Source organism: Paraburkholderia sp. A1BS-2L (assembly GCF_051125205.1).
Lineage (GTDB): Bacteria > Pseudomonadota > Gammaproteobacteria > Burkholderiales > Burkholderiaceae > Paraburkholderia.
In genome coordinates this window covers 1,450,234-1,464,638 of the sequence record NZ_CP120428.1, presented here as the reverse complement: position 1 = coordinate 1,464,638, position 14,405 = coordinate 1,450,234, and the positions used below count along the sequence as shown (strand labels likewise).

The window sequence follows — 14,405 nt, the reverse complement described above, 5'->3', positions numbered from 1 at the left end:
CATGCTCCATCTGCAATTCTTTTCCGGCGGCGCGCCTGGTCCCTTCATCCTTCCCGAACACGCACGCCGCGTGCGTGGCCATCAGGCCGTATTCTGTGCGAAACCCGCCGCCGTTTCCATGTCGACCGCAACGATGCGCGAAACGCCCTGCTCCTGCATCGTCACGCCAATCAATTGCTGCGCCATCTCCATCGCGATCTTGTTGTGCGAGATGAACAGGAACTGCGTCTTGTCCGACATCGCGCGCACCAGATTGGCGAAGCGTTCCGTGTTGGCGTCGTCGAGCGGCGCGTCCACTTCGTCGAGCAGACAGAACGGCGCCGGGTTCAACTGGAACATCGCGAACACGAGCGCCGTGGCGGTGAGCGCCTTCTCGCCGCCCGAGAGCAGGTGGATCGTCGAGTTCTTCTTGCCGGGCGGCTGCGCCATCACCTGCACGCCGGCGTCGAGAATCTCGTCGCCGGTCATGATGAGCTTCGCCTGGCCGCCGCCGAAGAGGCGCGGGAACAAGTCGCCGAAATGCCGGTTCACCTCGTCGAAGGTGCCTTGCAGCAGCGTGCGCGTTTCCTGGTCGATCTTGCGGATCGCGTCTTCGAGCGTTTCGATCGCGCTCGTGAGGTCGGCGGACTGCGCGTCGAGGAAGACCTTGCGCTCCTTCGCGGCGGCCAGTTCGTCTAGCGCGGCCATGTTGACCGGCCCCAGCGCCGTGATCGCGTTATTGATGCGCGTAACTTCGCCCTGCAGATACGAAGGTTTGAGGTCGGGCGAAAGCTTCTCCTGCAGCGCGGTTTCGTCCACGCCCGCAGCCTGCAGTTGCTCGACGAACTGCTCGCCGTTCAGTCGCGCGGCCTGCTCCTTCAACTGCAATTCGGTGATGCGGTCGCGCAGCGGTTGCAGTGCGCGCTCGGCGGTGAGACGCATCTCGTCGGCTGCGCGCAGCTTCGCGCTCAGGTCGTCGAGCTCGGCGCGCGCGGCGCGCAGCGCCTCTTCCTTCTCCGCACGTATTTCCAGCGCGTCCTGCAACCCCGTGTGCGCGGTCTGCTCGTTGATCGTTTCCAGCTCCGCGCGCGCGTCTTCGAGCGAGGCGGCCACGCGCTCGCTCTGATCGTGCGCGACCTGGATGTTGCGCTTGAGCTCTTCGATGCGGTTGGCCATGTTGCGCGCCGCGAAGCGTGCATCGCCCGCCGCGCGCTCGAGATCGCGCGCCTCGTTGCGGGCGCTGCCCAATTCCTCGTCGAGCGCCTCGAACGCCAGTTGATTGTCTTCGAAGCGAGCCTGCAATTCGGCGAGCTCGACGTCGTGACGCTCGAAGTTCGCCTCCGACTCTGCGCGCAGCGCGCGCTGCTCTTCGATCTGTGCGCGGATCTCTTCGAGTTCCTCGCGGATCTGCGTGCTGCGCGCCGTGTAGCGCTCGTGCGCCTGAGTGAGCTTGAGCACCTCCATCTGCAGCGCGTGCACCCGCTGCGTCGCGCGTTCGGCCTGCTGGCGCACTTCGGTGAGCGCCTGGGCCGCCTGGGTGTGCGCGGCCTCGGCGCGCACGGCGACGGCACGTGCGTCGTCGGCGAGCAGCGCCTGGGCGCGCACCTGACGCGTGAGGTTTTCGATTTCCTGCTGGCGCGCCAGCATGCCCGCCTGCTCCGAGTCGGCGGCATAGAGCTGCACGCCCACGCGCGTCACCACATGGCCTGCCTTCACCACAAACGCGCCGCCTTCGGGCAACTGCGCGCGCTTCGCGAGCGCTTCGGCCAGATCGGCGGCCACGAACGTCGTGCCGAGCCATTCGTTGAGCACCGCGCGCAGGCCCGCGTCGTCGATGCGCACGAGAGAAAGCAGCGGCGTGAGGCCCGCAGGCGCGGCCAGCGCCGGGCCAGCGGGCGGCGGCGCGTAGAACGCGAGCTTGGCCGGCGGCGCGTCTGTCGCGAATGCCTTCACCCAGTCGAGGTTCGACACTTCGAGCGCGGCCAGGCGCTCGCGCAGCACGGCCTCGAGCCCGGTCTCCCAGCCGGCTTCGACATGGAGCTTCTTCCACAAACGCGGCAGCGCGCCCAGTTCATGGCGCTCGAGCCACGGCTGGATCTTGCCTTCGGTCTGCACGTTCTCCTGAAGCTGCTTGAGCGCCGCGAGGCGCGCTTCGAGCTGATGGATCTGCGCGCCTTCGGCCTGCACACGCTCGTGCGCGGCGCGGCGCTCGGCGTCGAGGCGTGGCACGGCTTCCTGCGCATCGGCAAGGCGCTGCTGCGCCTCGTGCAGGATCTCTTCCTGCTCGGCCAGTTGCATGCGCAACTCTTCGAGCTGTGCTTCGTCGGGTGCGTCGAGCCCGCCTTCCTCCGAGTTCAAGCGCTCGTGGCGCTGCTGAAGCTGCTGGAGCATCTGATCGGCGTTGCGCTGATGCGCGGCTTCGAGCTTGATCGCCTGCTCGGTGCGCGCGATGCCCGCGCGCTCGTCGTTCAGTTGGGACTGAGCGTCGCGCCAGCGGTTTTCGAGCGCGGGCAGCGCTTCCTGCTTCGCCGCCGCCTGTTCTTCGGCGATGGCTGCCTTCTCCTCGCCCATCGCGAGCTGCTCTTCGGCATCGGCGATGTCGTCCTGGGCCTTCTGCGCCTGCACCTGCCATTGCTCGCGCTGGGCGGTGAGCGCCGCGATCTGCGCCTGCACCCGATTGCGCGATTCGACGATGAACTTGATTTCCGCTTCGAGGCGGCTCACTTCGGCGTTCGCTTCATAGAGCGAGCCTTGCGCGCCCTGCATCGCATCGCTGGCCGAATAGTGCGCGACGCGCAGCGTTTCGAGCTGCGCTTCGACTTCGCGCAGCTGCGCGGTGTGCCGCTCCAGGTCGATCTGCGCCTGCTCGATCGCGCGCTGCTGGCGCTGCTGCTCGCCGGCCGCTTCGTTCTTGCGCAAGAGCCATAGCAGGCGCTGCTTTTCTTCGCCTTCGGCTTGCAGCTCGCGGAACCTGGTCGCCACCACGGCCTGCCCTTCGAGCTTCTCCAGGTTGGTGGAGAGCTCGCGCACGATGTCCTCCACGCGCGTGAGGTTCTCGCGCGTGTCGTGCAGACGGTTTTCCGTCTCGCGGCGGCGCTCCTTGTACTTCGAGACACCCGCGGCCTCTTCGAGGAACACGCGCAGTTCTTCGGGCTTCGCCTCGATGATGCGCGCGATCATGCCCTGCCCGATGATCGCGTACGCACGCGGCCCGAGGCCGGTGCCGAGGAAGATGTCCTGGATGTCGCGCCGGCGCGCCGGCAGATTGTTGATGTAGTAGCTTGAGGTGCCGTCGCGCGTGAGCACGCGCTTGACGGCGATCTCGGCATACTGGCCCCACTGGCCCGCGGCGCGCCCGTCGGCGTTGTCGAACACGAGTTCGACGCTCGCGCGGCTGCCGGGCTTGCGCGCGGTGGAACCGTTGAAAATGACGTCCTGCATCGACTCGCCGCGCAGTTCCGAGGCGCGCGATTCTCCGAGCACCCAGCGCACGGCGTCGATGATGTTCGATTTGCCACAGCCATTGGGCCCGACCACCCCGACGAGTTGGCCCGGGACCTGGAAATGCGTGGGATCGACGAAGGATTTGAAGCCAGCGAGTTTAATCGAGGTCAGACGCACGGCGATATCGCTGTTTGAATAGGGAAGTGAACGGGACCGCCCGCGCCGCAAGCCATGCGCCGCACGCGCATGGGTCACGCATCGAATGCTGCGGGCGCTTCAGGCACAACACCAGCACTTCGGGCACTACATCTCGGGCAGCTGCCACGGCTCGCCGCGCGAAGCACTGTGTGCGCGCCCGCCCGGCGAGGATCAGCGGCAATCATACCATCGTGCGCGCGCCTTTCTGCCCGCTGCGCGGCGAAGCTCCGGGGTCGCCGGCGTCATGGGTCCCGCCGTCGGCATCGTCGCCTTCGCCGCTTTCGTCGATCGGGCACGCTTGCGCGTGGGCAATCACGCTGGCATCGGCGCTCGCGTGCTGCTCGTGCCTCCCGCCCGCTTTGGCGTCCTGCGCGCGGTGCACCCAGCTCGACAGCAGCGTGGCCAGCACGATGCATGCGCCGCCCGCGCACTCGCGCGGCCCTGGCGTTTCACCCGCGAGCAGCCACGACGAAAGCGCGGTCACCACGAGTTCGAACAGCATGATGATCGACGCGCGGTTCGCAGGCACGCGCGCGAGGCCATACTGCACCAGCATGTTGTTCGAGCTCAGCAGCAGCCCGAGCACGACCACCAGCAGCACGATGCGCGCCAGCGGCTCGCCGCCGTGCAGCACCGGCGTCGGCTCGAAGCGCGACGCCACGACGCCGCAGATCGCCGCCCCGGCAAAGATCACGGCAGTGCGCATCTCCGGCTTCATCTGCGGCAGCACGCGGCTCGTCTTCACCACGAGCACATTGCTCATCGCGAAGCCCATGCCGCCCGCGAGCCCCGCCCATTCGGCCGCGTTGGCCGGCAACGGCACGCCGAGCTTCGGCGACCACAGCATGAGCGCCGCGCCCAGCAGCGACAGCGCGGAAAGCGCCGCGCCAGCCCCCGTGAGGCGCTCGTTCAGGATGAAATGCGCGTAGATCGCCGTCCATGCCGGCGTGAGGTAGAACAGCAGGAGCACACGCATCACTTCGCCGTGGATCGCGCCCCACACGAAGCCCATATTGGCCACGCCCGCAGCCAGCCCAAGCATCGGCAGCACCCAGTGCCAGCGCACCGTGGCGATCGAGCGATGGCGCAACAACAGCACGAAGAGGCACCCCGCCGCACTAGTGGCCGCTCCGGCGGCCGTGCCGGTCAGCCCGAGGCTAGCGAGCGTGCGCAGTGGATACCAGATCACGCCCCACACCGAGGCGCCGATCATGATGGCGAGCGTCGGCCAGCCGGACTTCAGGCTCGTGTTCATCGCCCGGCTCTCTCACACCGCGCCCGCGCGAAGACAGCGCGCAACGGCTGCTTTTCGGACTGCATACTCCTCCTTTGCTGCTTCTCGTTTGTTGCTGACTGTCCTGCCGGTTTGTCTTGCCCGATGCCGTATGTGCGGTATGCGCGTTGCGCCACGCCCGAGCAAGCTTCGTCGCCGAAGCGCGCCCACCGGGCCTTCCGGGTGCATTTCTGGATCATGGTCCGGGCCACATGCCTTGCCTGCGCACACGCCGGAGCGCCCGCAGGCCGTGCATCGCCACGTTATAATCGACGCTTTTCCAGCCGCAGCAGCCTTCATCCCCGACGCGCGACAAGCTCCGTGCCGCCGCGATCCACGCCATCCATGCCGGATCGCGCCGCCAGGCACGGCAGAAACCGGCCCTATCATGGCCACGACATCGCCGCGCCGGGTTACATCGGATCACATCGTCGCCGAAGCCGGGCCGCCGCTGCCGGCCGATATGCCGACCATTGCACCGCGCGCTGTCCAACCGTATTTCGCCTTTCGCCCGCCAAGCCCGTGAATCCGCTACTCGACACTCTCCAGCCCTATCCCTTCGAAAAGCTGCGTGCGCTCTTCAAGGACGTCGCGCCGAATGCCGGCCTGCGCCATATCAGCTTCGGGATCGGCGAGCCGAAACATCCGACGCCCGCGCTGATCCGCGACGCCATCGTCGCTTCGCTCGACGGCCTGTCGGCCTACCCGGCCACGGCCGGCAGCCCCGCGCTGCGCGAGGCGATCGCGAAATGGGTGACCGAGCGCTACAGCCTGCCCGCCATCGACGCGAACACGCAAGTGCTGCCCGTGTGCGGCTCGCGCGAGGCGCTCTTCGCGCTCGCCCAGGCCGTAGTGAACCCGACGGCGAATCCCTCGGCGGGAGCAAAAGATCCGGCAAAGCGGCCGATCGTACTCTGTCCGAATCCGTTCTACCAGATCTACGAAGGCGCTGCGCTGCTCGCAGGCGCCGAGCCGTACTTCGTGAACAGCGATCCCAGCCGCAACTTCGCCTGCGATTATTCGCAGGTCCCCGAAGAGGTCTGGGCGCGCACGCAGTTGCTCTATGTCTGCTCGCCGGGCAATCCGACGGGCGCCGTGCTCACCCTCGAGGACTGGCGCGAGCTGTTCGCGCTCTCCGAGCGCTACGGCTTCGTGATCGCCTCCGACGAGTGCTACTCGGAAATCTACTTCGACGAAGCACATCCGCCGCTCGGCGGCCTGGAAGCGGCGCACCAGCTCGGCCGCGGCTTCGAGCGTCTGATCATGCTCTCGAGCCTCTCAAAGCGCTCGAACGCGCCCGGCATGCGCTCGGGCTTCGTCGCGGGCGACGCGGCCCTGCTCAAGCAGTTTCTCCTTTACCGCACGTACCACGGCTCGGCGCTGTCGCCGGTCTGGCAGTCCGCCAGCATCGCGGCCTGGGGCGACGAGGCGCACGTGCGCGAGAACCGCGCGAAGTATCTGCAGAAGTTTTCGACCGTGACGCCGATGCTCGCCGACGTGCTCGATGTGAAACTGCCCGACGCCGCGTTCTATCTGTGGGCCAACGTCGCGCGCACTGGCCTTACGGATACCGCGTTCGCCCAGCGCCTCTACGCCGACTATAATGTGACGGTTCTGCCCGGCTCGTACCTCGCTCGCGAAGCGCATGGCGCGAATCCCGGCAAAGACTTCGTCCGCATGGCGCTCGTCGCCGACGTCGAGGAGTGCATCGAGGGCGCGCAGCGCATCGTCGAGTTCTGCCGCTCGCTCAAGCAGTAACAGTAAAGCCATCTACGTACGCGCGCCCGTCCCCGGATGCGCGAGTCATCGCACTTGAACTCATACGAAACCACCATCATGTCGCAACAACTTCAGCAGATCATCGACACCGCCTGGGAAAACCGCGCCGACTTCTCGCCCAAGTCGGCTCCGAACGACGTGCGCGAAGCCGTCGCCCACGTCATCGCCGAGCTGGACAAAGGCGCGCTACGCTGCGCCGAGAAGAAGGACGGCGACTGGGTCGTCAACCAATGGGTGAAGAAGGCCGTGCTGCTGTCGTTCCGCCTGGAAGACAACGTGCCGATGCCCGCCGGCGGCTACAGCCAGTTCTACGACAAGGTGCCCTCGAAGTTCGCCAACTACACGGCCGAAGACTTCGCCGCGGGCGGCTTCCGCGTCGTGCCGCCGGCCATCGCGCGCCGCGGCTCGTTCATCGCGAAGAACGTCGTGCTGATGCCGTCGTACACCAACATCGGCGCCTATGTCGATGAGGGCACGATGGTCGACACGTGGGCCACTGTCGGCTCGTGCGCGCAGATCGGCAAGAACGTGCACCTCTCGGGCGGCGTGGGCATCGGCGGCGTGCTGGAGCCGCTGCAGGCCAACCCCGTCATCATCGAAGACAACTGCTTCATCGGCGCGCGTTCGGAAGTCGTGGAAGGCGTGATCGTCGAGGAAAACTCGGTCATCTCGATGGGCGTGTACCTCGGCCAGTCGACCAAGATCTTCGACCGCGAAACCGGCGAAGTCTCGTACGGCCGCATTCCGGCAGGCTCGGTCGTGGTGGCCGGCAACCTGCCCTCGAAGGACGGCTCGCACAGCCTCTACTGCGCCGTGATCGTCAAGAAGGTCGACGCGAAGACGCGCGCCAAGGTCGGCCTGAACGAGCTGCTGCGAGGCGACTGATGGCGAAGGCCGCAAAAACCGTCGTCGTCTACGGCATTCCGAACTGCGACACCGTGAAGAAGGCCCGCGTGTGGCTCGAAGAGCACGGCATCGAGTTCGAATTCCACGACTTCAAGAAGGCCGGCGTGTCGAATGCGCTGGTCCAGGACTGGCTCAAGGATGTGTCTCTGGATCTGCTCATCAACAAGCGCGGCACGACCTGGCGCGGCCTGTCCGACGTGCACAAGGCCGAAGCCGACACGACCGCCGGCGCGATCGCGCTGATGATCCACAAGCCGTCGATCATCAAGCGGCCGGTCGTGGCCGTGAATGGCCGTGTGAAGACGCTGGGTTTTTCCGCCGAACAATACGAGGCGCTGTTCGCTTGAGAAAAGCGCCGTTCGCCTGAAACGGTTTTCCGTTGCTGTTGCCGGCCCCTGTTCGATCAGCGGCGCCGGCATTTTTATTGAAAGTGGTTCATTCATGTCCGCCACCCTCGCCCTTACCGAAGCCCTGATCGCCCGCGCGTCCGTGACGCCCGACGACCAGCACTGCCAGCGCATCATGACCGAACGCCTCGGTGCGCTCGGCTTCGCGTGCGAAACGATCGAATCCAACGGCGTGACCAACCTGTGGGCCGTCAAGCGCGGCACGGGCGGCGCCGCGGGCCCGCTGCTCGCCTTCGCGGGGCACACCGACGTAGTGCCCACCGGCCCGCTCGAGCAATGGAGCTCGCCGCCGTTCGAGCCCGCGCACCGCGACGGCAAGCTCTACGGACGCGGCGCCGCCGACATGAAGACCTCGCTCGCGGCGTTCGTGGTGGCGAGCGAAGAGTTCGTTGCCGCGCATCCGCAGCATCGCGGCGCGATCGCCTTTCTCATCACGAGCGACGAGGAAGGCCCCGCCACCGACGGCACCGTCAAGGTCGTCGAAGCGCTGCAGGCGCGCGGCGAAAAGATGGATTACTGCATCGTGGGCGAGCCTACTTCCACGCACACGCTCGGCGACTGCGTGAAGAACGGCCGGCGCGGATCGATGTCGGGCAAGCTCGTCGTGAAGGGCGTGCAGGGCCACATTGCCTATCCGCATCTCGCGAAGAATCCGGTGCATCTGCTCGCGCCCGCGCTAGCCGACCTCGTCGCCGAAAAATGGGACGACGGCAACGAGTACTTCCCGCCTACCACCTGGCAGGTTTCCAACATCCATAGCGGCACCGGCGCCTCCAACGTGATCCCCGGCCATGCCGACGTGATGTTCAACTTCCGCTTTTCGACCGCGAGCACGGTGGAAGGCCTGCAAAAGCGCGTGCATGCGATTCTCGACAAGCACGGCCTCGAATACGATCTGCACTGGAGCGTGAGCGGCCTGCCCTTCCTCACCCCGCGCGGTGCGCTTTCGGATGCGCTCGAACAGGCGATCCTCGGCGAGACCGGCGTGAAAACCGAACTGTCGACCACGGGCGGCACGTCCGATGGCCGTTTCATCGCGCGCATGTGCGAGCAGGTCGTGGAGTTCGGACCGCCCAATGGCAGCATCCACAAGATCGATGAGCATATCGAAGTAAAATTCGTCGACCCGCTCAAGAACGTGTACCGTCGCGTGCTGGAACAACTGATCGCCTGAGCGGCCTATTGCTGGAGTCAATGACATGCCCCATTCACTAGCCACGACCTTTTCCACCGTGCGCGACCTGCTGCGCTACGGCGTCTCGCGCTTTTCGGCCGCGCATCTCGCGTTCGGCCATGGCTCGACCAACGCCTACGACGAAGCCGCGTATCTGATCCTGCATACGCTGCATCTGCCGCTCGACCTGCTCGATCCGTTTCTCGACGCGCGCCTCGCGCCCGAGGAAATCGACAAGGTGCTCGCCGTGATCGAGCGCCGCGCCAACGAGCGCGTGCCGGCCGCCTACATCACGCAGGAAGCGTGGATGCACGGCCTGCGCTTTTACGTGGATGAGCGCGTGATCGTGCCGCGCTCGTTCATCGGCGAACTACTCGAAGACGGTTTGCAGCCCTACGTGGAAGACCCCGAGCAGGTCACCGCCGTGCTCGAGCTGTGCACGGGTTCCGCAAGCCTTGCGATCCTCGCGGCGCACGCGTTCCCGAACGCCGACATCGACGCCGTCGACCTCTCGGCGCCCGCGCTCGAAGTCGCGGCGCGCAACGTGCACGAGCACGGTCTCGACGAGCGCATCGCGCTCTTCGAAGGCGACCTGTACGCGCCGCTGCCCGAGCGCCGCTACGACGTGATCATCACGAATCCGCCGTACGTGAACGCCGAATCGATGCAGGCGCTGCCGCCCGAGTACCGCCACGAGCCGGAGATGGCGCTCGCGGGCGGCGCGGACGGCATGGATATCGTGCGCCGCATCATCGGGCAAGCGCGTAACTGGCTGACCGACGACGGCGTGCTCGTGGTCGAAATCGGCAACGAGCGCGCGAACGTGGAAGCCGCGTTCGGCGGCCTCGAACTCGTCTGGCTCTCGACGAGCGCGGGCGACGACCAGGTGTTCCTGATCCAGGCCGCTGACCTGCCGGTCTGAGCATGGGGAAATAGCGGTCCGGCAGCGCTCGAATGCACTCGGGAACGCTGCCGGGCCGCGGCGCGCCCTCACGCGCTCCCGATTAGCGCAATGCCGGCGTGCAAGCAGACTCGCCGCGGCGCGACAGGGTTCGGTAAGATGAATGTTTCCCGGCTCACGCGGTTCGCACGGCTCGCACTCGCAGCTGCGCCGCACGGCTTCAGGAGCGTCCCGCGCCTTTATGCGATTCGACTGGTCAACCCTGGGCATTCTGCTCGCGATCACCCATTTGCTCGGCCTGATCGCCGCCTGCCACGCCATCCTCAATACGCGCACCTCGCAAGGCGCAATCGCCTGGGCCGTCTCGCTCGCGACGATGCCCTACTTCACGCTGATCCCCTATCTGTTCCTCGGCCGCAGCAAGTTCGAGGGCTATGCGGACGCACGGCGTCTACGCAACGAAACCTTGCGCACGCGCGCGCACATGCCCGCCTGGCGCCCGCCCGGCGGCCCCGATGACGAACTGGCCAATACGTCCGACTGGCCCGTCGACGAACTGAGCACGCGCATGATCCGCTCGTTCTCGCGCCTGGCCGGCATGCCGCTCGTGGCGGGCAACACGGTGCGTACGCTCGTCAATGGCGAAGCCACGTTTTCTGCGATCTTCGACGCGATCGAACAAGCGCGCCGCTACGTGATCGTGCAGTTCTTCATCGTGCGCGCCGACGCGCTCGGCGACATGCTCAAGGACGCGCTGCTCGCCTGCACCGCGCGCGGCGTGCGCGTGCTGTTCCTCTACGACAGCATCGGCAGCTTCGACCTGCCGGCGCGCTACGTGCACGAGCTTCGTGCGGGCGGCATCGAAGTGCATCCGTTCTCGGCAAAGCGCCGCTTCGTCAACCGCTTCCAGCTCAACTTCCGCAACCACCGCAAGATCGTGGTGGTGGACGGCGAGCGCGCGTTCGTGGGCGGCCATAACGTAGGCGTCGAATATCTGGGCGCAAAGGCGCCGCTCTCGCCGTGGCGCGACACGCATATCGAGGTGCGCGGCCCGGTGGTGGCCAACATTCAGTTCGCCTTCACCGAAGACTGGTACTGGGTCACCCAGGAACTGCCCGGCTGCGAACCGCCCGCCCTCATGCAGCGAGTCGAGCCGCGGGTCGAGTCACGGGTCGAGTCGCGCGAGCGCAGCGACATGCACTGCCTCGTGATGCCCACCGGCCCCGCCGATCGTCAGGAGACCTGCTCGCTCTTTTTCGTCGAGGCGATCAACGCCGCGAAAAAACGCGTCTGGATCACCACGCCTTACCTCGTGCCCGACGAAGCGGTGCTCTCGGCGCTGCGCCTCGCGGCGCTGCGCGGCGTGGACGTACGCATCATGATCCCGAGCCGGCGCGATCACTTCGTGGTGTTCGAGGCGTCCACGCTCTACGCCTACGACGCGCTGCGCGCGGGCATTCGCATCTTCCGCTACAAGCCGGGCTTCCTGCACCAGAAAGTCGTGCTGATCGACGACACCGCCGCCGCCATCGGGAGCGCGAACCTGGACAACCGCTCGTTCCGCCTGAATTTCGAAATCATGGTGCTGACCGTGCACCGCGGCTTCGCCGCCGAAGTCGAGGCGATGCTGCTGCACGACTTCGAGCAGACCTTCGAGATCGACCGCAGCGAATATCGCGACGCCCACGCGTGGCGCAAGATCTCGATGCATGTTGCCCGCCTCTTCGCGCCCGTTCTGTAGCCCGCCCACGATCTAGCCGGTACGCCTTTACAGCAGTTGCTCGATGTCCGCAGCAATGGCGTCGGGTTTCGTGGCGGGCGCATAGCGCTTGACGACCTTGCCATCGCGACCCACGAGAAACTTCGTGAAGTTCCATTTGATCCGCCCGATGCCGAGCAGCCCCGGCGCCTCGCCCTTGAGCCACTGGTACAGCGGGTGCGCGTTCGCGCCGTTCACCTCGACCTTCTCGAACATCGGAAACGTGACGCCGAAGTTCTTCTCGCAGAAGGCGCCGATTTGCGCGGCGTCGCCCGGCTCCTGCTTGCCGAACTGGTTGCACGGAAAACCGAGCACCGCGAGGCCGCGCGCGGCGTACTGCTCGTGGAGCTTCTGCAAGCCCTGGTACTGCGGCGTGAATCCGCATTCGCTCGCCGTATTGACGATCAGCATGATCTTGCCCTCGTATTGCGCGAGGCTCACTGGCGCGCCACCACCGAGCGGCGTGGCCGAAAACGAATAAACCGTCGACATCTGGCTCTCCCAACGAAAGCGCCAGTCTACGTGAGAAAACCGGCCCGGTTAAAATAGCGCTTTACGTTTTATCCGCGGTTTTGTCCGCGCCAGCGCTCTCGTGATCCGCTTCAATCAATTCAGCCTCGCCCGCGGCACCAAGCCGCTTTTCGACCAGACCTCGTTCACCCTGAATCCGGGCGAAAAGGTCGGCCTCGTCGGCGCCAATGGCGCGGGCAAGTCCACGCTCTTCGCCGTGCTGCGCGGCGAGTTGCATGCGGATGCCGGCGATTTTTCGATGCCGCCGTCGTGGCAGATCGCCCACGTCGCGCAGGAAACGCCGGCCGTCGAGAAAAACGCGCTGGAATACGCGCTCGATGGCGACGCCGCGCTGCGCGAAATCGAGGCGCGCATCGCCTCTGCCTCTGCGGCCCACGACGGCGCGGCCGAGGCCGAGGCGCACGCCGCCTTCGCTGACGCCGACGGCTACACCGCGCCCGCGCGCGCCGAGGCGCTGCTGCTGGGCCTCGGCTTCACCATGGAGCAAACGCAGCAACCGGTGGCGAGCTTCTCGGGCGGCTGGCGCATGCGCCTGAACCTCGCCCAGGCGCTGATGTGCCGCTCGGACCTGTTGCTGCTCGACGAACCCACTAACCACCTCGACCTCGACGCGATCGTCTGGCTCGAAGACTGGCTCCACCGCTACCCCGGCACGCTGGTCGTGATCTCGCACGACCGCGAGTTTCTCGATTCCGTCTGCAACGTCACGCTGCATCTGGAAAACCAGCAGGTCAAACGCTACGGCGGCAACTACTCGCAGTTCGAAATCCTGCGCGCACAACAGCTGGCGCTCCAGCAAAGTGCCTACGAAAAGCAGCAGAAGACCGTCGCGCATCTGCAAAGCTTCATCGACCGCTTCAAGGCAAAGGCCACCAAGGCGCGCCAGGCACAGAGCCGCGTCAAGGCGCTGGAGAAGATGGAGCTGATCGCGCCCGCGCACGCAAGCTCGCCGTTCACGTTCGAGTTCCGCACGCCCGACTCCGCGCCCAATCCGATGCTCGTGATGGACACGGTGCGCTGCGGTTACCGTGCCGACGACGGCACCGAAACGCCCATCGTCGAGGGCGTCGCGCTGTCGATCCAGAACGGCCAGCGCATCGGCCTGCTCGGCGCGAACGGACAAGGCAAGTCCACGCTCATCAAGACGCTTGCCGCAACGCTCGCGCCGCTCTCGGGCGAATTGCGCACCGGCAAGGGCCTGCAGATCGGCTATTTCGCGCAGCATCAACTGGAAACGCTGCGCCCGGAAGACACGCCGTTACAGCACCTCGCGCGCCTCGCGCCCGACACGCGCGAGCAGGAACTGCGCGACTTCCTGGGCGGCTTTAACTTTCCGGGCGAGATGGCCACGGCGCCCATTGCCCCATTCTCGGGCGGCGAGAAAGCACGCCTCGCGCTCGCGCTCATCATCTGGCAGAAGCCGAACCTCCTGCTGCTCGACGAGCCGACCAACCACCTCGACCTGGAAACGCGCCACGCGCTCACCATGGCACTCGCGCAATTCGAAGGCACGCTGATCCTCGTGTCGCACGACCGGCATTTGCTGCGCGCCACGACCGACCAGTTCATGCTGGTGGCGAAGCATCGCCTGCAACCGTTCGACGGCGATCTCGACGATTACCGCGACTGGCTGCTCCAGCACGCCGCCGAACAGCGCGCAGCCATCAAGAGCGCGGCGCTCGGCACGGCAAATGCGCTGGATGGCGACACGGGCGACGCCGTGAACCGCAAGGAGCAACGGCGCCAGGAAGCGGAGACGCGCCAGCGGCTCTCGCACCTGAAAAAGCCATTGCAGGCGAAAATCGGCAAGATAGAAAAGGAGATGGATGCACTCAATGCCGAGAAAGGCACGCTGGACGCGTTCGTCGCCGACCCGGCCAGCTATGAGCCGGCGCAAAAGACCCGGCTGACCGAAGCGATCCGCCGTCAAGCCGAAGTCCAGGCGCGCCTCGAAACGCTCGAAGCCGACTGGCTCGGCGCGCACGAGGAGCTTGAGCAGATCGGCTGACACAATCGGCGCCGCCACGGTCATCCCCACACGGTCATTCCCATTG

Annotated in this window: 10 protein-coding genes; 7 read left to right on the top strand and 3 right to left on the bottom strand. The window is 66.2% G+C overall.

Features of this window, described 5'->3' with window-relative positions; translation table 11 throughout:
* Positions 1 to 81 precede the first annotated feature (81 nt).
* Positions 82 to 3,600, bottom strand: a complete 3,519-nt coding sequence (gene smc / locus P5W98_RS06565) for a chromosome segregation protein SMC (protein ID WP_421079405.1) — start codon at positions 3,598 to 3,600, stop codon at positions 82 to 84.
* Between the two features lie 202 nt (positions 3,601 to 3,802).
* Positions 3,803 to 4,876, bottom strand: coding sequence for a DMT family transporter (locus P5W98_RS06560; RefSeq protein ID WP_421023838.1), 1,074 nt, complete (start codon positions 4,874 to 4,876; stop codon positions 3,803 to 3,805).
* Positions 4,877 to 5,416: 540 nt separating this feature from the next.
* On the opposite strand from P5W98_RS06560, the gene dapC reads away from it, so the two are divergent.
* From dapC to cls, 6 genes are all read left to right on the top strand, one after another.
* Entirely contained in the window at positions 5,417 to 6,652 is a 1,236-nt protein-coding gene (gene dapC, locus P5W98_RS06555; RefSeq protein WP_421023837.1) for a succinyldiaminopimelate transaminase, read from the top strand.
* A gap of 78 nt (positions 6,653 to 6,730) precedes the next feature.
* Complete coding sequence (dapD, locus tag P5W98_RS06550; RefSeq protein ID WP_421023836.1) at positions 6,731 to 7,558, top strand: 2,3,4,5-tetrahydropyridine-2,6-dicarboxylate N-succinyltransferase; 828 nt, start codon at positions 6,731 to 6,733, stop codon at positions 7,556 to 7,558.
* Positions 7,558 to 7,926 (top strand): ArsC family reductase, encoded by a 369-nt coding sequence (locus P5W98_RS06545; protein ID WP_035531888.1) that lies wholly within the window; start codon positions 7,558 to 7,560, stop codon positions 7,924 to 7,926. Before dapD ends, P5W98_RS06545 begins: the two co-directional genes overlap by 1 nt.
* 94 nt (positions 7,927 to 8,020) lie before the next feature.
* Positions 8,021 to 9,160, top strand: coding sequence for a succinyl-diaminopimelate desuccinylase (dapE, locus tag P5W98_RS06540; RefSeq protein WP_421023835.1), 1,140 nt, complete (start codon positions 8,021 to 8,023; stop codon positions 9,158 to 9,160).
* A 25-nt stretch (positions 9,161 to 9,185) separates the two neighbouring features.
* The gene (gene prmB, locus P5W98_RS06535; protein WP_421023834.1) at positions 9,186 to 10,082 is read left to right on the top strand and encodes a 50S ribosomal protein L3 N(5)-glutamine methyltransferase; all 897 of its coding nucleotides are present in this window, start codon (positions 9,186 to 9,188) and stop codon (positions 10,080 to 10,082) included.
* Positions 10,083 to 10,302: 220 nt separating this feature from the next.
* The gene (cls, locus tag P5W98_RS06530) at positions 10,303 to 11,802 is read left to right on the top strand and encodes a cardiolipin synthase (protein WP_421023833.1); all 1,500 of its coding nucleotides are present in this window, start codon (positions 10,303 to 10,305) and stop codon (positions 11,800 to 11,802) included.
* 27 nt (positions 11,803 to 11,829) lie between these two features.
* Here cls and P5W98_RS06525 read toward each other — a convergent pair whose 3' ends face one another.
* On the bottom strand, positions 11,830 to 12,312 hold the full coding sequence (locus tag P5W98_RS06525; protein WP_421023832.1) for a glutathione peroxidase: 483 nt from the start codon (positions 12,310 to 12,312) through the stop codon (positions 11,830 to 11,832).
* A 100-nt stretch (positions 12,313 to 12,412) separates the two neighbouring features.
* Between P5W98_RS06525 and P5W98_RS06520 the strand changes: the two genes are divergently transcribed.
* Positions 12,413 to 14,359 carry an ATP-binding cassette domain-containing protein gene (locus P5W98_RS06520; protein ID WP_421023831.1) on the top strand — a complete coding sequence of 649 codons (1,947 nt, stop codon included), beginning with the start codon at positions 12,413 to 12,415 and terminating at the stop codon, positions 14,357 to 14,359.
* Positions 14,360 to 14,405 lie beyond the last annotated feature (46 nt).

Coding starts and splice junctions, on each gene's coding strand:
- cls (WP_421023833.1), top strand. CDS start 10,303: ATGCGATTCGACTGGTCAACCCTGGGCATTCTGCTCGCGATCACCCAT.
- P5W98_RS06525 (WP_421023832.1), bottom strand. CDS start 12,312: ATGTCGACGGTTTATTCGTTTTCGGCCACGCCGCTCGGTGGTGGCGCG.
- prmB (WP_421023834.1), top strand. CDS start 9,186: ATGCCCCATTCACTAGCCACGACCTTTTCCACCGTGCGCGACCTGCTG.
- P5W98_RS06560 (WP_421023838.1), bottom strand. CDS start 4,876: ATGAACACGAGCCTGAAGTCCGGCTGGCCGACGCTCGCCATCATGATC.
- dapD (WP_421023836.1), top strand. CDS start 6,731: ATGTCGCAACAACTTCAGCAGATCATCGACACCGCCTGGGAAAACCGC.
- dapE (WP_421023835.1), top strand. CDS start 8,021: ATGTCCGCCACCCTCGCCCTTACCGAAGCCCTGATCGCCCGCGCGTCC.
- P5W98_RS06545 (WP_035531888.1), top strand. CDS start 7,558: ATGGCGAAGGCCGCAAAAACCGTCGTCGTCTACGGCATTCCGAACTGC.